This window comes from Allochromatium palmeri, assembly GCF_009720725.1.
Classification (GTDB): Bacteria; Pseudomonadota; Gammaproteobacteria; order Chromatiales; family Chromatiaceae; genus Thermochromatium; species Thermochromatium palmeri.
Genome location: NZ_WNKT01000020.1, coordinates 15,803 through 34,494 on the forward strand (window position 1 = coordinate 15,803; position 18,692 = coordinate 34,494).

An 18,692-nucleotide genomic window follows, 5' to 3' on the forward strand; every position below is an offset into this window, starting at 1 on the left:
GTCGTTGGCGGTTAATCATCGCCAGCGGGTGCGCTGGCTCTGGCTCTGGGTGGGACTTGGCGCCGTGCTGCTGCTCGGCTCGCTGTTCACCATTGTCCATCACGTCTGGCCGCTGTTGCATCCGTCGCTGTCTCAAATCGCACCGCTCGATCCGCGCTGTAATCTGCGCGCCGAGCCGTGCGAATCGCGCTTCGGCAGCGGTGGGCGGGTGCGCTTCGGCATTGAGCCGCGCACCATCCCGGTCGCAGCTCCCTTGCGTTTCGAAGTCGAACTCTCGGGACTCATGGCCGAGTCGGTCGAAGTCGACTTCGTTGGCGTCGAAATGTACATGGGCTTCAACCGCGTGACGCTGGAAGCACTCGGAGACGGGCGCTATGCCGGACATGGCATGATCCCGGTCTGTACCAGCGAGCGCATGACCTGGGAGGCGCGCGTGTTGATCCAGACGCCGGACGGACTACTTGCCGCGCCCTTTCGATTTCAGAGCGCGCCCTGAGCGGCTCCGGTCGTGATCGTTGCAGTTATCCGGACTCAGCTTCGGCCCGCTCCGACCCCGATGTGCTGGCGCAGTCGATCGATTTCATTGCTCAGGTCTCGGAGCGCATCGATCTGCTCGCGCAGATAGTCGATTTCCTCCTGCATGCGCATGCTGCCCTGGGCGCGTTCGCGTCGGTTGCGTAGCTCGGTGAGCGCGTCCTTCAACTCTTTTGAGCCCTGTTCATTGCGTTTGAAGGCTTGCGGGATGGCCGTGCGTGAACGATCGAAGGTCGAATCGGATTTGTTGCCATAGACGCGATCGAGGATGGCATCCAGGTCGCTGTCGAATTGAACACTGGTTTTCTGGAACTGTTTGGCCATGGGCAGAAGCTCCGTGACACGATGAGCCGGGGGCGTTGGATGACGAGTATATCCAGACCTCAGCGTCCAAACCGAGCACAGGTCCGCGAAATCGTTATCTGCCCGGCGGACGCACTCAGCTCCCGAGACGCCGCACCTCGAAGAGTTCCGTTTCAGGCTTGAGCCGGCGGATCCAGATGTTCAGATTGGCCAACTCGGGTGGCAGTTTGGCGACGACGGCCTCGGCGTCTTCGCGGGTCTGGTGCAGACTGTAGATCAAGACGAACCAGGGGCGTCCCTGATAGGTTTCCTCGCGATAGTAATAGACCATCGGCAGCGCACTGTCCGCTGCGAAATCCTCAAGTGCCTGCAAGGTATGAAAACCGATCAACTGTATTGTGAACGGTCGGTCGCCGACCGGGACCGAATTGATCATCAGTGAGCGCGGATCGAACGCGCTTGAGTCCGCTGTGGCCGGGACGGCGGCCTCCTCTGGATTGGGCGCGGATGGCGCGTCCTCGACGAGCGGCGTTTCTTGTTCGACAGGCGAAGATTCAACTTCGGTGCTCGCGGGCGTCGGCTCCAGCTCGGCCGGTGGTTGCTCGGTGGCGGGTTCGCTGGGCGCGGCGTCCGGCACCAATGGTTCTGGTTCTGGCTCTGGCTCTGGCTCGGACTCCAGCTCAGGTTCTGGATCGAGTGCGGGCGATATGGCTGTTGGCACAACCGGCGCTGTCTCTAATTCCGCAGCCGTTTCTGCTTCCGGTGCGGGCTCAATCTCAGGTTCTGGCTCAGGTTCCGGCTCGGGTTGGGCCGCCGGGAGCGTTGGTTCAGGTTCGAGATGCAGGTCGAGATCCAGCGGAGTCGTGGTCGCCTCCTCGCTGAGACGCTCAATGGACTTGGAGATTCCGGCCAGCGCCGCCGACAGCCGTTCGAGTTGTGCGTGCGTTTGTGGATCGGGTTCAGTTAGCGACGCTGGCTCGATCTGCTCCAGCGTCTGTTGCAGATCGCTGATCTGCGTCTCGAACGCTTCCTGCGTGGCATTGAGCTTGAATAGGAAGAAGACCAGGGTACCGGCGACCAGCAGGCTGAACACCAAGAGCAGCATCGCCATGAGCGAGCCTTGGCGTTTCAGACGCTCGTCGAGTTCATCGCGCTGTGTCTGAAGGGTGCGTTGCAAGCGTGTGGCGGCATGACGCCGGTCGTCGTCGACATCGGCGATGCGTGCGATCAGCGCGACCTCGAGTTTCTGCACGTCCTGTCGATGCTGATTGAGACTGGCCGCAATCCGGGAGATCTGCGTGGCCTGCGCCTTGAGATAGCGTTGGAGCACATCGGCCGCGCCACCTGAACGCTCTGGGCCGCTCGTGGTTTGGGGGGCGTCAGTTGCGCCGTCCATGTTGGTCGTCGCCGTGGTCTGGCTCGCTGAGTCCGGCTGGGCCGTTTCTGTCTTGTCCATTGGACGCTTCTCGAAGCTATAACCCTGTCAGTATCGATGAACCGCGTGTGCCCCGAACTCTAGAGCAGTCCGTCCAGGAGTGCAAACCATGCCGCAACCGCAAAATCGCGCTCTTGCCCTGAATCGGACAGGCATGAATCCGGCTCAGCGCGCCAGTTGGCTGGCGACCCGGCGTCTGAGGTCATAGTCCACGGGTTGCTCGATGAGCAGGGCGAACGGCTCCCAGACGCCGCCGCGCTGCACATAGCCGGCATAGCTGCTGATCCCGCGCAGGGTGCCGGTTTTGGCGCGGACATGGGGGTCGCCGCCCTGACGAGGCATCAGATCGCGATAGGGCGCGAAGGCGTCGAGCAGATCAACGAGCTGGCGCGCGCTCAGCCGATTGGCACGCGACAGGCCGGCGCCATCGTCGATCTTGAACCCAGTCCAGCCGAAACGACGCTGGGCGAAGTCGGTCATGGCGCGCTTGGCCTGGACCATACTGATCCGGCCTTGTCCATCCGGCACGGCCAGACGCAGAAAGAGCGCGTTGGCGATGAAGTTATTGGAATAGTCGAGCATGGGCGCGACCATCTCAGCGAGTGTGCGGCTGTTGGCATGGCTGAGGACAAGCCGGGCGCGACTCGGCGTGGGGGCGATCCGTTGTTGATCGCCGACATCGATACCGGCGGTTCGCAGCTTGGCGGCCAGCAGTTCGCCGAAATAGCGCAGGGCGATTTCGCGCTCGCGCAGATTGATGCGCTGCTTGCCGGCGGCTCCGGCGCGGCCGAGACGTTCGCCGGTCGCGGTCAGGGGGGTCTGCGGCTCAGCACTGCGCAGGCGCTCGCCCTCGCGAATCAGGTTGAGGGTGTTGAAGTTCGCCGCCAGCGCCGTGACCGGTGCGTCATAGGGGTTGTTCGAGGTCGAGCGTCCGGCGATCTCGACGTCCGGATCGAAGAGGCTGTCGTCGAGACCGATCCCGGCGACCTGACGTATGCCCTGACCCTTGAGGGCCGCGACCAGACGATCGAGTTCCTCGGAGACCAGGTAGGGATCGGCGGACCCCTTGACCCAGAGCCAGCCTGAGTCATCCTGGAAGATGTCGGTGTGGAAACGATGGTCGCGCCCCCAGGTTTCGAGCGCCGCGTAGGCGGTCAGGAGCTTCATGGTTGACGCCGGGATACGCGCGACCTCGGGCTGATAGGCAATCCGATCCTGGCCGCGCTCCCTGGCCAGCAGACTGGCGTGGGGGAGCGAGCGCACCTGAGCGATCGGATCATCGGCCAGGGCCGGATGCGCGAGACCGAGCCAGAGTGCAGCGATCAGTGTGAGCAAGGGAGTGCGATGGGCGATCATGGCAGCCATGGTCTAGAGTGGATGGACGACAGACAGCATACCGCAATCCTGGATGTGAACCCGGCCCGGAATGACAGTCGTCAAGCGAGCTTTAGCGATCCAGCGGGAGGCAGGCGGCGATGGCGCCTGGGTCTGGCTCAGCCATCCAGGGCACGACACCGAGACAGGGCGCCTGGATCAGCCGGCGGAGCGTCTCCAGGTTGGCCTCCAGGGCCAGCATGTCCGGATCGACCTGGTTGGCGATCCAGCCGGCCAGCTCCAGTCCGCTGGACTGGATCGACTCGGCTGTCAATATAGCGTGGTTGAGACAGCCGAGCTTGAGTCCGACCACCAGAATCACCGGCAGCCCCAGCGTGCGTGGAATATCGCCGACGAAGCACTCAGGCCCCAGTGGAACGCGCCAGCCACCCACGCCCTCGACCAGCACCCAGTCGGCCTGTTGCGTCAGCTCGGTATGCGCCGCGCGGATGCAGTCGAGTTCGATCGAGACGCCGGCCTGTTCAGCGGCCACATGCGGTGCGATTGGTTGCGCGAAGGCATAGGGGTTGACGAGGGCATAGGTGACCGTGAACGTACCCTGAGCCTGGATCCGTTCAGCATCTGCGTTGCGCAGTCCCTCTGGATGCTGGTCACAGCCGCTCGCGACCGGCTTCATGCCCAGCACCCGCTGTCCGCCTGCCTGCAAGGCGGCCATGAGACCGAGCGTGATCTCGGTCTTGCCGCAGCCGGTATCCGTGCCTGTGATGAAAAATCCGCTCATGGCTCGACCGCCCGGCGCCGTCCGCCGATCGCTGAGAGTGGGATGGCGACTTCGCCGCCGCCGCGCGTTTGTACGGATGGCTCGGGCGCCCAGGCATGTCCATAGAGCACCTCGTAGCTGGCCGGCAGGCGCCCGTCGCACCGGTGGGTCTCGTAGGCGTCGGTGAGTGCGGTCAGCCGCGCGCGTCCGGTCAGGGCGCGTGGACGCGCGTCCGTGGCATTGCGCGCGCCGAGCGTTTTGAGATCGCGCATCAGACCTTGGACATCGTCATAGGTCAGGGTCAGGCGGTCGGCGTCCATTACCGGATCGGCGAGGCGCGCGCGCACCAGGGCATCGCCGATGTCGTGCATGTCCAGGAAGGGACTGACATGGGTGTGCCGGTCGACCTGACTCCAGGCCGCACGCAGTTCCTTGAGCGTGTCCGGGCCGAAGGTGGTGAAGAGCAGCAGTCCGCCCGGACGCAGCACCCGCCGGCATTCGCCAAAGGTGCGCTCCAGGTCGTTGCACCACTGGAGTGCGGCATTGGAGATGATCAGATCCACCGAACCAGCGGCCAGCGGCAGCGCTTCGGCATCAGCGCAGACACAGTGCGGTCGACGCCACCAGCTTCCGCGCCGGCGGGCCTGGAGCAGCATCCCGTGGGCGAAGTCCAGCGCCAGCACGCGCGCTTTGGGATAGCGGCGGGTCAGGGCGTCGATCGCGTAGCCGGTACCGGCGCCGAGATCGAGGATACGTTGGGGCGCGAGTCGAATATAGTCGAGCCGTTCGAGCATCCGGTCGGCGATCTCGCGCTGGAGCACGGCGACGCGGTCATAGTCGGCGGCGGCGCGTTCGAAGCTGAGCCGGGCGCGCGTCTTGTCGATCAGGTGCATGATGTCGGTTCTGGCGTCGTAGTGTTCAAAGCGCATCCAGAAAGGTCTGGATGGCGCGACTGGTTGCGATCGGGTGCGAGAGATGGGGCGCATGGGCCGCGCCTTCGATGATCTCGACCCTTGCTTCGGGCATCAAGAGTTCGATGCGCTCGGCGACCCGTGCCGGAACCAGGGTGTCGTGCTGGCCGAACAGCCAGAGCGTCGGACAGCGGATGTCCGGGAGCTGCGGGCGCAGGTCTTCCTCGCGCAGCAGATCCAGGCCCAGGGCCAGCGCGGCGGGCTGGGGTTCGGGGCGTACGGCCAGTTCCTGTTTGAGGATGCGCAGCGTCTCGCGGGCGGTGTCGCTGCCGCGCGTTTGCAGGGCCAGGAAGCGGCTCAGGGTCACGCTTGGGTCGGCGAGCAGGCCGTCGTGGAACTGGGCGAGGGTCGCTTCGGGCATGGCGGGCGTCCAGTCGGTCGCCTGGGTGAAGCGTGGGGTGGCGGTCAGGAGGATCAGGCCGGCGACGCGCTTGGGTGCAAGCAGGGCGGCGGCCAGGGCGATGAGTCCGCCCAGCGACCAGCCGACCCAGACGGCGCGCTTGGGGGCGGCGTCCAGGCAGGCTTCGGCCCAGCCCCAGAGGTAATCGCGTCCGGTGGGGAAGGGGCTGTCGCCGTGTCCGGGCAGGTCGATGCGGTGTTGGGTCAGGCCGTTCCAGGTGGACTCGGGGATGCCGTTCCAGATGGCCGAGTTCATGCCCCAGCCGTGGAGCAGGACTAGGTCATCTGTGGTTTCAGGGGTTGGAGTGTGCGGTGGGGCGGATTGGTTCGACATCGGTTGTGGTTTCGGTGTGGTTGTTTGACTCGGTAGGTGGGTGGTTCGGGGCGCCGCTGGCGGGGGACGCCGTGAATCCATCCCTGGAGGCTTGACGACCGCCTCCATGCGGTCGACACCCCCGCCAACGGCACCCCGAACCACCTGTCGGCCTCATCGCGGGCGGTTGGGCGCGGGTTTAGCTAGGTCGGTAATCTAGCTAGGGCCGCGAGCAGCCGGTCGATGTCGTCGGCAGTGTGCGCGGCTGAGAGTGTGACCCGCAACCGCGCCGTGCCTTCGGGAACCGTTGGGGGGCGGATGGCGGTGACCAGGAGGCCGGCGGCTTCGAGCGCGGCGCTCCAGGCCAGTGCCTGTTCGGCGCTGCCGGCTTGGATCGGCTGGATGGGTGTCGGCGAGTCCATCAGGTTCAGTCCGATTCGGGTCGCTCCGGTGCGAAAGCGGTCGATCCACTCGGCGAGCCGTTCGCGTCGCCAGTGTTCGCGTCGGGTGATGTCGAGGCTGGCGAGCGTGGCTTCAGCCAGGGCCGGTGGGGTGGCGGTGGTGTAGATGTAACTGCGTGCGCTCTGGATCAGGGTCTCGATCAGTTCCTCGGAACCGGCGACGAAGGCGCCGAAGGTGCCGAACGCCTTGCCGAGTGTGCCCATCAGGATGGGGACGTCTTCAGGGCCGAGTCCACAGTGATCCAGCGAGCCGCGTCCGTCGCGTCCCAGTACACCCAGACCGTGCGCGTCGTCGACCATCAGCCAGGCGCCGACTTCGCGCGCGATCGCGGCCAGCCCAGGCAATGGGGCCAGATCACCGTCCATGCTGAACACGCCGTCGGTGACGATGAGCCGCGCAGGGTCGGTGTCGATCAGGCGTTTGAGCGCCTGGGCATCGGCGTGCGGATAGCGGCGCAGTCGGGCGCGTGACAACAGGGCGCCGTCGAGCAGCGAGGCATGATTGAGCCGATCCTCGAACACCGTGTCGTTACGTCCGGCCAGGGCGCTGATGACGCCCAGATTGGCCATGTAGCCGGTCGAAAAGAGCAGGGCACGCGGGCGTCCGGTGAACTCAGCTAGCGCCTCCTCCAGAGCCTGATGCGCGCGGCTGTGACCGTTGACCAGATGCGCCGCGCCGCTGCCTACACCCCAGCGTTCAGCGCCGTCGCGCAGGGCGGCGATCACCTCGGGGTGATTGGCCAGTCCCAGATAGTCGTTGCCGCAGAAGCTCAGCATCGGTCGGCCATCAACCCGCGCCTGGGGCTGCTGTGGGCTGTCCTGGAGCCGGCGGCGCCGATAGAGCGACTGCGCTTTGAGCGCGTCGAGTCGCGGGCGCAGTTCGGTTTCGGGGCCGGGGCGGCTGGACGGCGGTCGCTCCATGTCTCGCGCCTCAGAGCCGGATCTTGTGCTCGGTGGTCTTGTGGCAGGCGCCCGGCTCGGTGCGTTCGGCCTCGACCTGCTCGAAGCTCAGCCCCAGACGCTCGAACAGTCGCCGGTCGCGGTCGGACTCGGCATTGGGCGCGGTCAGCAGTCGCTCGCCATAGAAGATCGAGTTGGCGCCGGCTAGGAAACAAAGCGCCTGCAACTCGTCGCTCATCTCACTGCGTCCGGCCGAGAGGCGGACATGCGAGCGCGGCATGATGATCCGCGCCGCCGCCACCACGCGCACGAACTCGAAGGGATCGAGTGCGTCGACGCCGAACAGCGGCGTGCCCTCGACCTGGACCAGCAAATTGATGGGGACGGACTCAGGATGCGCCGGCAGGTTGGCGAGCTGGCGCAGCATGGAGGCACGATCACGGCGCGACTCGCCCATGCCGAGGATGCCGCCGCTACAGGTTTTGAGTCCGACCGCGCGGATGTGTTCCAGGGTGTCGAGCCGGTCCTGATAGGTGCGGGTGCTGATGACCTGACCGTAGTATTCGGGCGAGGTGTCGAGGTTATGGTTGTAGTAGTCGAGTCCGGCGTCCTTGAGCCGGCGTGCCTGTTCGGCGGTCAGCATGCCGAGGGTGACACAGGTTTCCAGCCCGAGCGCGTGGATGCCTTCGATCATGGCGATCACCTGTTCGAGATGGCGATCGCTCGGGTTGCGCCAGGCCGCGCCCATGCAGAAGCGGGTCGCGCCCTGGGCCTTGGCGGTGCGCGCGGTCTCCAGCACGGTGTCGAGCGGCAGGATACGCTCGGGTTCGACGGCGGTCGCATGGCGCGCGCTCTGGCCGCAATAACCGCAATCCTCGGGACAGGCGCCGGTCTTGATGCTCAGCAGCGTGCTGACCTGAATGGTATTAGCATCGAAGTGGGTGCGGTGGATGCCCTGGGCGCTGAACAGCAGATCGTTGAACGGCTGGTCGAGGATCGATTCGATCTCGTCGAGCGACCAATCGTGACGGAGTGCGGTCTGTGACTGGAAGGCGGTGGTCTGAATCTGTGACATGGGCGGGGAGAACCGGTGGTACTCGGAGGCGTGGGTTCCGAGGTGGCAAAACCCGTTACTTTAAGGGGGTTGACTGCGTTGTCAACTGATTTTGGGCTTTTGAGTTTACAGCGGAGATGTCAGGATAGATCACCTTGGCACCCTGGTATGGTAAGTTCACTCATCGAGTTCCTGTTCCCACCGACCTGCCTGCTCTGCGGCGCACCCGGCGATCAGGGCCGCGATCTATGCGACGGTTGCGCACTCGATCTACCCTACAACCTCAGCGCCTGCGCCCGCTGCGCGCGGCCCTTCCTCATCGCGCTGTCGGATGGGGCGATCTGCGGCGATTGCGAGCGCCGCCCACCGCCGTTCGAAGCCTGTCTGACGGCCTTTCGCTACGAGGGGGCGGTACCCTTTCTGATCACGGGCGCCAAGTTCCGTGGACGGCTCAATGCCGTGCGTCTGCTGGGTCAGTGTCTGGCCGAGCATGTGCGTGAGTCGGCAGGCGAGTGCGACTGGCCCGAGGCGCTGCTCCCGGTGCCGCTGCATCCGCGACGCCAGCGCACGCGCGGCTACAACCAGGCGCTGGAGATCGCGCGCGTCACGGGGCGCGCGCTGTCCATTCCGGTCGAACCGCGTCTCGTTGCCCGCACTCTGGCCACGCCGCCCCAGGTCGGACTGACGGCACGCGCCCGACGACGCAACATCCGGGGGGCGTTCAAGGCCACGACCGATCTCAAGGGACGGCATCTGGCCATCGTCGATGATGTGATGACGACCGGCGGCACGGTGTCCGAGCTGAGTCAGGTGCTGATCGACGCCGGCGCCGCGCGGGTCGATGTCTGGGCCGTAGCGCGGACCCTGTAATCTCAGGCGTGGATTCAGCCTGGCGGCTGGCGATACAGCCGACACGACTCGATATGCCGGTCGATCTGCTCGATTAGACGCTGATACTCACCGCGCTTGTCTGCGCCGAGACGATCCTCGAAACGCGCCTGGCTCAGCCCCTCCGGCAGGCTGTCGATGCGCGGCATGAAGTCGTCCTCGCGCAACCCCTTGCGCGCGATGGACTGAAGCCGCCGGGCGCTCGCTGCACTCTCGGTGGCTAACCGCGCGAAACGGATACCGGCGCGGTTGGCCGTCATGTCGGCGAAGCTGAAGCCGCTGCCGCCATTGGCGTCCGACATCTCCTTGTACCAGCCGACCAGACTGGAGAGCGCGTCCGTGCCCTGGACGGCGAGCGCCGCCGAGGTCATGAAGTGCTGACTCAGATCGACCCGACCGCGCAGCAGTACCAGACGCGGTCGCGCGTGCGGCTCAGTCGAATCGTCGTCTGGAGCGCGAATGGACTGGCCGTTGACATAGGCCGCCAGCGCCAGGATGAGCGCACGATGACTGGCGACCGGATCCGCGCCCGCGCCGGCGGTCTCCAGCAGCAGATGGGCGAGCAGATCCGGCAACGGGAGCGGTTTGCGCCCAGGTTGCGCCGCGGCATACTGGACCAGCGCCTCCTGAGCGGCCAGCACCAGGGGCAGTTCATCGGACGCGATCATGCCGCCGCTGAACCGCTCGACCATGTTGGGATGCCAGTCGTAATCGAGCGTCAGCCGTTCGGGCGTGAAACGGACCTCATGCACCATCTGCGCGCGATCGAGTGCCTGGAGCGCCTGCTCGACCAGCGCCTGCGCCAGAGCGCCGGGAATCGGCAGTCCGGCGACCCGCGCCGACTCGACCCGTGGCAGCGGACCGTCCTCGACCAGTTCCAGTTCCAGATTGAGATAGCCGTCGAGCTGATCGAGCGGCAGCTTGAGCGAGAGGGCCAGACTCGCCCGGCCCGCGCCGAGACGCACCTGGGCCTGCCCCTGTCCACTGCGTCCGAGCAGGGCATTGAGCAGCAGGTTGACCTGCGGCTCGGTGAGTTCGAGCCGGTTGCTGGAAGCCGCCCGCGAATGATGCGCCCGCTGCTTGGCGAGCCAATCAGCGGCCCAGGTCTGTTCGGCTGGACTCGGCGGCGCCGGCTCGGCGACCAGGGGGCCGCGGTCCAGCGCCAGGGCCAGTCCCAGGACGAGTGTCGCGAACAGTCCAAGACTCGCAACCCATAGCAAACCGTTCAGCAAAAAACGCATGACATACAGGATCCAAGGTGGCTGCACGAAAGCCTATTGGTCTGCGGCCTCGCCGATCCGGTTGACGTCGACCGCCACACTCAGATCATGCTGCCCGCCGCCATAGAAGATGCCGCGCAGCGGTGTGACATCCTGGAAATCGCGCCCGATGGCGGTGGTGATGTGCTGCTCGATCGGGATGCAGTCATTGGTCGGATCGAAGTCGATCCAGCCATGATCCGGAATCAGCACCGAGAACCAGGCATGCGAGGCATCGGCGCCCTGGAGCTTGACCTGGCCGGGCGGTGGCAGCGTTTCCAGATAGCCGCTCACATAGCGCGCCGCCAGCCCCAGCCCGCGCAGACCGGCGATGGCGATATGGGCGAAGTCCTGACACACACCTCGGCGCTGGCGCATCACTTCAGCCACCGGCGTGGCGACCGTGGTCGCGGTCGGGTCATACTCGATCTCGCGGTGGATGCGGCCCATCAGATCCAGGGTCGCTTCCAGGATCGGGCGTCCGCGCTTGAAAGAGAGGGCGGCAAACGCCCGCGCGTCCGCGTCGAGCGGCACCTGGGGCGAAGGCAGGGTGAAGATGCGCGCATCGTTCATGAGTCCGTCGCCGCGGTCATAGAGTCGCTCGACGGCCAGCTCCCAGGGCGACGTGCGCTCAGGCGCCGGCGTGGGCACAGGCGTGATCTCGATTTCACTCAGGGCCGTGACTTCCAACAGGCTATGCGCCTGCTGGATCGAAAAATAACTCACCCGATTGCCGAAGAAGTCCTCGTGCTCGCGGCTGACCGCCGGCCAGGGATCGACACGCAGACTGGCGCTCAGGCAATGCTGAGTGCGGGTGTCGATCGGCTTGAGATGCGCGATGCTGTGACAGAGCGACACCGGATCGGCATAGTCATAGCGGGTCACATGCTGGACCTTGTATCTCATACGGGCATCTCGGCGACACGCGACAGCAGGCTGTGCGGCTGCTCCTCGTGGCGGAAGTATTGGGCGGTGATGGCATCTGACATGGCCGCGAGCTGATCGTTCAAGTCACCGAGCATGGTGTCGAGCTGTGCCCGGCGCTGGCCGCTGTCGTCGATCTGGATGAGCTGGTTGATCTCGGCCAGCCGGATGTCGGTCAGACTCTTGAGCGAGAGTTTCTCGGCCGGCGCCCGTCCGACCGCCAGATCGCCGTGCGGCAGTTCGGTCGCCAGCCGCCCGAGCATGGCGAGCTGATAGGCCAGGGCGCGCGGATTGCCCTCGTCCTGGAACACCAGATCGAGCAGGGCGCCGACGCGTGTCCCGCCCCGATAGCGGCGTCGATAGGTGATGGTGCTGTCGGTCACGCCCAGCACGGCTTCGATGAGCATGTTCTCGTCGGCCTCGCTGGCCACGGGCACCAGGGTTGAGCGCAACAGACTGGCGATGGTGGTGCCGCGCTCCAGCCGGCGTCCGGTCTCCAGAAAGTGCCAGCCCTCGTTGTGAGTCATGTTCTCCTGCGTCAGGCCGGAGAAGGCCACCAGCGAGGTCACCAGGGGATCGAGTTCGTCGAGCGCCTGCGAGAGCACGCGCGGCGGATGATCGGCGAGACTGGCCTGAAGCGTCTCGATGTCGCCGATGATGCGCCAGGTGTCGGTCGAGAGCCGGTCGCGGACCGAGTAGGCTGCCTGACCCAGCGCTTCCAGCGTCTGCGGCAGACTGCCGACACGACTGCGGTCCGAGATCAGCGACAGCAGTTCAGGAACCGGATCGTTCAGCTGCTCCTCGGCGTCAGGGCCGAGAAAACCGGGGAAGGTCTGGGTCTGATGAGTCAGGGCTTCCAGCAAGGCGCGCAGACAGGACGAGCTGGCCGGCGAGAGCGGATAGTCACTGCGCTCGGCGTACTTGAAAATGGTGATGCGCAGCAGGCGCACCAGACCCTCGGCGCGCTCGGCATAGCGTCCGATCCAGAACAGATTGTCGGCCACACGGCTGGAAACAGCGCTTTCCTGGATCACGGCCGGCGTGATCTCAGAGAGTGTCATCAGGGTCTCGCGGCGCTCAGGCTCGGAGGCCAGCACCCAGACATCCTTGCCGAGTCCGCCGAGCTGCCCGGAGACCGGCGAGGCGGCTTCGGGGGTCAGATGCACCCGACCCAGACCGCCCGGCATCACCGAATAGCCTTCTTCCTCGGCGATCAGGAAGGTGCGCAGAGTGGTCGGACGCGGTTCCAGATGTTGGCCGATCAGGGCCGGCGCGGTCGCCGGCTCGACCATTTGCTGAGCGATATAGTGACGCGGACGCGCCTGGATGGCGCGCACTAACTGCTCACGCGCGGCCGGCTTCAGCGTCCCCGGCTGGATCGGGTTTGACTCGGTTGACGGATGGACGCCGCGCACGACGAGCTGGTCGAGTTCGTCGAGCACCCGCGCGCGTGCTTCATCCTCGCCGCACCACCAGGTCGGAACACCCGGCAGCGCCAACTCTTCGCCCAGCAGGTGCTGACAGAGTGCGGGCAGAAACGCCATGAGCGCCGGATGTTCGAGCACACCGCTGCCGAGCGCGTTGGCGAGGGTGACATTGCCCAGGCGTGTCGCCTGTACCAGTCCGGGGATACCGAGCAGCGAATCTTCGCGCAGCTCCAGCGGATCGCACCAGACGTCGTCGAGCCGGCGCAGCACCGTATCGATGCGCTCCAGGCGCCCGAGCGTGCGCAGCCACAGCGCCCCGTCGCGCACCGACAGATCCCCGCCCTGCACCAGGGTGTAGCCCAGATAGTTGGCCAGATAGGCGTGCTCGAAATAGGCCTCGTTGCGCGGGCCGGGCGTGAGTACGGCCACGCGCGGTTCCTCGCCATGCTGGGGCGCAAGCCGCGTGAATGCGCGGCGCATCGAGCGGAAGAACCCGGCCAGCCGATGGACGTGCGAGTCGCGAAAGACGCTCGGCAGCACGCGCGAGAGCACCACGCGATTCTCCAGCGCATAGCCGGCGCCAAGTGGGCTCTGAGCGCGATCGCTGATAACCTGCCAGCGTCCATCGGGCAAACGTGTGAGATCGGCGGCGTAATGCACCAGCGGTCGTCCGCCCGCGAAGTCCACCCCCTTGCAGGGCAGCAGATAACCTGGATAGCCATCGATCAGCTCGGCCGGGATCAGCTCCAGCCGGACCAGATCGCGCGCGCCATAGAGATCACGCAGGATCAGGTTGAGCAGCTCGGCGCGCTGGATCAGGCCGCGTTCCAGCTCGGCCCATTCGTCACTGCGGATCAGCAGCGGCAGCAGATCCAGCTCCCAGGGGCGCGACATGCCGCGCGGGTCGCCGTGTGGATTGTAGGTGACCCCATTGTCGCGGATCAGGCGTCTGGATTCGCCCCAGCGCTCCTCGATCCCGGCCGGACCAAGAGTGCGCAGGGCATCGAGCAGATACTGCCAGTGTGGACGCACCTCGCCCTCGGGCGTGCGCATCTCGTCGTAACAGTCGGGCAACGGGAGATAAGCATCGACCAGACCCGGTTGGTCAGGGAGCGACGCCAGCTCGGGTGAAGACATGAGAGGGGACTCGTTCGGGGCGCGGAGGGGCGATTAGACACGTCATCCAGGAGGCTTGCAAGGCGCAAGCGCGCTGTTTGTCGCGACATGTCCGCCAGGGGCGGCGAGCAGAGCGCGGGCAACCAGCGGCCGGCCTCTCAGTCGTAGTGCTCATCCTTCCAGCGTCGCAGGGCGGTGAAGACCTCGGCGCTGGTGGTGAGTCGCCGGCCGGCCTGATGCTCGGCGGCGGCGATGACGTTCGGTTCGCAGGTACGCAGAAAGGGATTAGTCGCGCGCTCCAGATCCAGACGCGAGGGGACGGTCGGCTGTCCCCTGGAGCGCTGCAACTGGACCTGGCGCACGCGCTCGGCGAGCGCCTGGCTGTCGGGCTCGACCCATTCGGCGAAGCCGAGATTGGCCTGGGTGTATTCGTGCGCGCAATAACAGCGCGTGTCAGCGGGCAGGGCGGCGATCCGCTCCAGTGAATGGGCGAGTTGCTCGAAGGTGCCGTCGAAGACCCGCCCGCAACCGGCCGCAAACAGCGTGTCGCCACAGAACAGACAGCCGGCGCCCAGATAGGCGATGTGGCTGGACGTGTGGCCCGGAACCTCCAGCACCTGAAAAGGCGTCGTGAGTCCCGCCGGGGTGAAGGTCTCGCCCTCGCCTCGGCGGTGGCTGAGGGCGCGGATGCGGTCGTCATCGGGGCCGTTGATCTCCAGCGTCGGGACGGCGGCGAGCAGCGCCTCAAGTCCCCCGGTGTGATCAGCGTGATGGTGGGTGATCAGCACCGAGGTCAGCGTCAGACGCTCGGCACTGAGTCGCTCCAGCACCGGCTCGGCATCGCCCGGATCGACCACAACTGCGTTGCCGCTCCCTTCGGTTAGGAGCCAGATGTAGTTGTCTTCGAAGGCCGGGATCGGTTGGACGTCGAGCATGGTGTCAGCCTGTGTGTTCGTGCCGCGCGAACTCGGCATGCAGACTGGCGATGACGCCGGGCGCATCGAGTCCGATGCTCGCGAGCTGTTCATGGTGTTCGGCGTGATCGATATAACGATCCGGCAGACCCAGATGCAGACAGCGCCTGACCACGCCATGCGCCGCCAGCAACTCGGCCACGCCACTGCCCGCGCCGCCCGCGATGGCGTTCTCCTCTAGCGTAACCAGGATCTCGTGGCGCGCGGCCAGATCCAGGATCAGCGCCTCGTCGAGTGGCTTGACGAAGCGCATATCAGCAACCGTGGCATCGAAGACTTCAGCGGCTTCCAGCGCGGTCTTGACCAGCGGGCCGAAGGCGAGCAGCGCCATCCGTGATCCCTCGCGCCGGATCTCGCCCCGGCCGAGCGGCAGCGCCGGAGCGTTTGGATCGATCGCGACGCCTGGACCGCCGCCGCGCGGATAGCGCACCAGCGCCGGCCCCTCGTACTCATAGGCGGTCTTGAGCATCCGCCGACACTCGTTCTCGTTCGAGGGCGCCAGGATGATCAGGTTCGGAATCGGACGGCAGAAGCTCAGATCGAAGCTGCCGGCGTGGGTCGCGCCGTCCGGCCCGACCAACCCGCCGCGATCGACCGCGAAGGTCACGTCCAGGTTTTGCAGCGCGACGTCGTGGATGAGCTGGTCATAGGCGCGTTGCAGGAAGCTCGAATAGATGGCCACCACCGGCTTCAGCCCCTCGCAGGCCATCCCGGCGGCCAGCGTCACGGCATGCTGTTCGGCGATGCCGACGTCGAAATACCGCTCGGGGAAGCGCTTGGAGAAGGCGGTCAACCCCGAACCTTCGCACATGGCCGGCGTGATACCGACCAGACGCGGATCGGCCTCGGCGGTGTCATAGAGCCAGCCGCCGAAGATCTGCGTATAGGTCAGGGCGGAACTCTTGGCCTTGAGCAACTGCCCCGTATGGCGGTCGAAGGGCGTGACGCCGTGATAGGCCACCGGCTGACCCTCGGCCGGCTCGAAGCCGCGTCCCTTCTTGGTCACGACGTGCAGCAGACGCTGGCCCGGCATGCCCTTGATGTTGCGCAGGGTGCGCAGCAGTCCATCCATGTCGTGTCCGTCGACCGGGCCGATGTAGTTGAAACCCAGTTCCTCGAACAGCGTGCTGGGCATCAGCATGCCCTTCATGTGCTCTTCCCAGCGCCCGACCAGATGGCGCAACTGCGGCATCCCGGCCAGGGCATGCTTGCTGCCCTCGCGCACGCTGGTGTAGAGCTTGCCCGAGAGCAGACGCGCCAGATGGTTGCTGATCGCGCCGACCGGCGGCGAGATCGACATTTCGTTGTCGTTGAGGATGACGACCAGATCGATGTCCATCGAGCCGGCATGGTTGAGCGCCTCGAAGGCCATGCCGGCACTGAGCGCGCCATCGCCGATGATGGCGATCACGGTTCGCCGCTCGCCTTTCTGCTTGGCGGCAAGCGCCATGCCGAGTGCGGCGCTGATCGAGGTGCTGGAGTGTCCGACGCCAAAGGTGTCGTACTCGCTCTCGCCGAGTTTGGGGAAACCGGAGACGCCGTTTTTCTGGCGCAGGGTGCACATGCGCTCGCGCCGTCCGGTGAGGATCTTGTGCGGATAGGCTTGATGACCGACGTCCCACACCAAGCGATCATCGGGTGTATCGAAGATGTAGTGCAGCCCGAGCGTCAGCTCCACCACGCCGAGCCCGGCCGCCAGGTGTCCGCCGGTCTTGGAGACGCATTCGATCAAAAAGGAGCGCAGCTCGCTGGCAAGTTCAGTGAGCTGGCTCTCGGGCAGCGCCCGCAGGTCGGTCGGGCTGTCGATCAAGTCCAGGAGAGGACGTCGGTGCGCGCCGACGCCGGAATCGGTCAGGGTGCGATGTGGCATGGTCTCTGGCGGCTATCGTGTGACAAGCGGCTTATCTTAGTGCAATCGTCGCGGAACTGCCCAACCGATCGTAGACCGTCGAAGATCGATCGCCTCCCGAGCCCGCGCCTTTGCTACCATGGGGACTCAATGTCGGTCATTTCAAACCCAAGCCATCGCGATGCTACAGATCCACAACAGCCTGACTCGTCAAAAAGCCCCGTTTCAACCCATCGAACCCGGCAAGGTCCGGATGTATGTCTGCGGCATGACGGTCTATGACTACTGTCATCTCGGGCATGCACGGGTGCTGGTGGTGTTCGACGTGGTCTATCGCTATCTGCGCGCGCTTGGCTACGAGGTGACCTATATCCGCAATATCACGGATATCGATGACAAGATCATCCGCCGCGCCAATGAGAACGGCGAGCCGTTCCAGGCACTGACCGAGCGTTTCATCACGGCCATGCGCGAGGACAGCGCGGCGCTTGGTGTGCAGCCGCCGACCGATGAGCCGCGCGCCACCGCGCACATCGGCGAGATCGTCGCCATGGTCCAGACCCTGATCGACAAGGGGCTCGCCTATGTCGCCGACAATGGCGACGTCTACTATGCCGTCAGCCGCTTTCCCGACTACGGCAAGCTTTCGGGCAAGGATCCGGCCGATCTGCGCGCCGGGGCGCGGGTCGAAATCGGCGAGTCCAAGCGCGATCCGCTCGACTTCGCGCTCTGGAAGTCGGCCAAGCCCGGCGAGCCGTCCTGGGACTCGCCCTGGGGACTAGGTCGCCCCGGCTGGCACATCGAGTGCTCGGCCATGAGCACCGGCTGTCTGGGCAACCATTTCGATATTCACGGCGGCGGGGCCGATCTCCAGTTTCCGCATCACGAAAACGAAATTGCCCAGTCCGAGGGGGCGACGGGCGAGCCGTTCGTCAATGTCTGGATGCACAACGGTTTCGTGCGCGTCAACGAGGAGAAGATGTCCAAGTCGCTGGGCAATTTCTTCACCGTGCGCGAGATCCTGCGGCTCTACCGGCCCGAGGAAGTGCGTTATTTCATCCTCACCAGCCACTACCGCAGTCCGCTCAACTACGACGACAGCGCGCTCCAGCAGGCGCGCGCGGCCCTGACCCGGCTCTATACCGCCTTGCGCGGACTGCCTGAGTCGGCGCCCGCCGAGGGCGAGTCCTTCCGCGCGCGCTTTCAGGCGGCGATGGACGATGATTTCAATACTCCAGTGGCCCTCGCTGTGCTCTTTGAGCTGGCGCGCGAGATCAACAGGCTCCGTGCCGATGGTTCGGACCAGCAGGCCGCTGCACACGGCGCCCTGCTGTGCGAGCTGGGCGCTGTCCTGGGTCTGCTCCAGGACGATCCCGAGGTCTATCTGCGCGGCGGCGTCGACGCGGAGGGGCCGAGCGACGCCGAGATCGAGGCCATGATCGAGCAGCGCCGCGCCGCGCGCGCCAACAAGGACTGGGCCGAAGCGGATCGGATGCGCGAGGCGCTCACGGCGGCGGGCGTCGTACTGGAAGACGGCCCCCAGGGCACGACCTGGCGGCGGGCCGGCTGAATCGCGGATCGATCCGGGACAGAGTTGCACGAAATCTTGGCCTAGATCATGGTTTCATGGACCCGGTTGGGTCTATGTTTAGGTCGTCAGTGCCCCCTTTTCCACACATCGCTCATGGATACTGGAAAGCGGGCGTGCTGTTGACTGAGCTGAGCAAGGATCGGCTTGCAAGGCGAGTTGTTTCCCACTAATAACGAGATCGATACAAAATGAAAAAGCA

At 65.5% G+C, this 18,692-nt stretch carries 16 protein-coding genes; 3 read left to right on the forward strand and 13 right to left on the reverse strand.

Annotated features, from left to right (window positions below; translation table 11 throughout):
* The first annotated feature begins 4 nt into the window (after window positions 1–4).
* Entirely contained in the window at window positions 5–496 is a 492-nt protein-coding gene (locus tag GJ668_RS10580; protein WP_155450118.1) for a hypothetical protein, read from the forward strand.
* 35 nt (window positions 497–531) lie between these two features.
* Here GJ668_RS10580 and GJ668_RS10585 read toward each other — a convergent pair whose 3' ends face one another.
* From GJ668_RS10585 to bioB, 8 genes are all read right to left on the reverse strand, one after another.
* The gene (locus GJ668_RS10585; RefSeq protein WP_155450119.1) at window positions 532–858 is read right to left on the reverse strand and encodes a hypothetical protein; all 327 of its coding nucleotides are present in this window, start codon (window positions 856–858) and stop codon (window positions 532–534) included.
* 115 nt (window positions 859–973) lie between these two features.
* Entirely contained in the window at window positions 974–2,293 is a 1,320-nt protein-coding gene (locus tag GJ668_RS10590; RefSeq protein WP_155450120.1) for an SPOR domain-containing protein, read from the reverse strand.
* A gap of 144 nt (window positions 2,294–2,437) precedes the next feature.
* Complete coding sequence (locus GJ668_RS10595; RefSeq protein WP_155450121.1) at window positions 2,438–3,637, reverse strand: D-alanyl-D-alanine carboxypeptidase; 1,200 nt, start codon at window positions 3,635–3,637, stop codon at window positions 2,438–2,440.
* Window positions 3,638–3,719: 82 nt separating this feature from the next.
* Window positions 3,720–4,388, reverse strand: coding sequence for a dethiobiotin synthase (bioD, locus tag GJ668_RS10600; RefSeq protein ID WP_155450122.1), 669 nt, complete (start codon window positions 4,386–4,388; stop codon window positions 3,720–3,722).
* On the reverse strand, window positions 4,385–5,296 hold the full coding sequence (bioC, locus tag GJ668_RS10605) for a malonyl-ACP O-methyltransferase BioC (RefSeq protein ID WP_246194785.1): 912 nt from the start codon (window positions 5,294–5,296) through the stop codon (window positions 4,385–4,387). Before bioC ends, bioD begins: the two co-directional genes overlap by 4 nt.
* Window positions 5,286–6,071, reverse strand: coding sequence for a pimeloyl-ACP methyl ester esterase BioH (gene bioH / locus GJ668_RS10610; RefSeq protein WP_155450123.1), 786 nt, complete (start codon window positions 6,069–6,071; stop codon window positions 5,286–5,288). Before bioH ends, bioC begins: the two co-directional genes overlap by 11 nt.
* Window positions 6,072–6,253: 182 nt before the next feature.
* Window positions 6,254–7,432, reverse strand: coding sequence for an 8-amino-7-oxononanoate synthase (bioF, locus tag GJ668_RS10615; RefSeq protein ID WP_155450124.1), 1,179 nt, complete (start codon window positions 7,430–7,432; stop codon window positions 6,254–6,256).
* 10 nt (window positions 7,433–7,442) lie between these two features.
* Window positions 7,443–8,486 carry a biotin synthase BioB gene (gene bioB, locus GJ668_RS10620; RefSeq protein ID WP_155450125.1) on the reverse strand — a complete coding sequence of 348 codons (1,044 nt, stop codon included), beginning with the start codon at window positions 8,484–8,486 and terminating at the stop codon, window positions 7,443–7,445.
* 147 nt (window positions 8,487–8,633) lie between these two features.
* Here bioB and GJ668_RS10625 point away from each other — a divergent pair, with 147 nt between their 5' ends.
* Window positions 8,634–9,335 carry a ComF family protein gene (locus tag GJ668_RS10625; protein ID WP_155450126.1) on the forward strand — a complete coding sequence of 234 codons (702 nt, stop codon included), beginning with the start codon at window positions 8,634–8,636 and terminating at the stop codon, window positions 9,333–9,335.
* A gap of 14 nt (window positions 9,336–9,349) precedes the next feature.
* On the opposite strand, the gene GJ668_RS10630 is transcribed toward GJ668_RS10625, so the two are convergent.
* The 5 genes from GJ668_RS10630 to dxs all read right to left on the reverse strand — a co-directional run bounded on the left by GJ668_RS10630 (window position 9,350) and on the right by dxs (window position 16,923).
* Window positions 9,350–10,594 (reverse strand): YfiM family lipoprotein, encoded by a 1,245-nt coding sequence (locus GJ668_RS10630; protein WP_155450127.1) that lies wholly within the window; start codon window positions 10,592–10,594, stop codon window positions 9,350–9,352.
* Between the two features lie 33 nt (window positions 10,595–10,627).
* Window positions 10,628–11,518, reverse strand: a complete 891-nt coding sequence (locus GJ668_RS10635) for a transglutaminase family protein (RefSeq protein WP_155450128.1) — start codon at window positions 11,516–11,518, stop codon at window positions 10,628–10,630.
* The gene (locus tag GJ668_RS10640) at window positions 11,515–14,100 is read right to left on the reverse strand and encodes a circularly permuted type 2 ATP-grasp protein (protein WP_155450129.1); all 2,586 of its coding nucleotides are present in this window, start codon (window positions 14,098–14,100) and stop codon (window positions 11,515–11,517) included. The genes GJ668_RS10635 and GJ668_RS10640 overlap by 4 nt, the downstream gene beginning before the upstream one ends.
* A 137-nt stretch (window positions 14,101–14,237) precedes the next feature.
* Window positions 14,238–15,014, reverse strand: coding sequence for a hydroxyacylglutathione hydrolase (gene gloB, locus GJ668_RS10645; RefSeq protein WP_155450130.1), 777 nt, complete (start codon window positions 15,012–15,014; stop codon window positions 14,238–14,240).
* A gap of 4 nt (window positions 15,015–15,018) precedes the next feature.
* Complete coding sequence (gene dxs / locus GJ668_RS10650) at window positions 15,019–16,923, reverse strand: 1-deoxy-D-xylulose-5-phosphate synthase (protein ID WP_155450131.1); 1,905 nt, start codon at window positions 16,921–16,923, stop codon at window positions 15,019–15,021.
* Between the two features lie 160 nt (window positions 16,924–17,083).
* Between dxs and cysS the strand changes: the two genes are divergently transcribed.
* The gene (gene cysS / locus GJ668_RS10655; protein WP_155450132.1) at window positions 17,084–18,472 is read left to right on the forward strand and encodes a cysteine--tRNA ligase; all 1,389 of its coding nucleotides are present in this window, start codon (window positions 17,084–17,086) and stop codon (window positions 18,470–18,472) included.
* The last annotated feature ends 220 nt before the right edge of the window (window positions 18,473–18,692 follow it).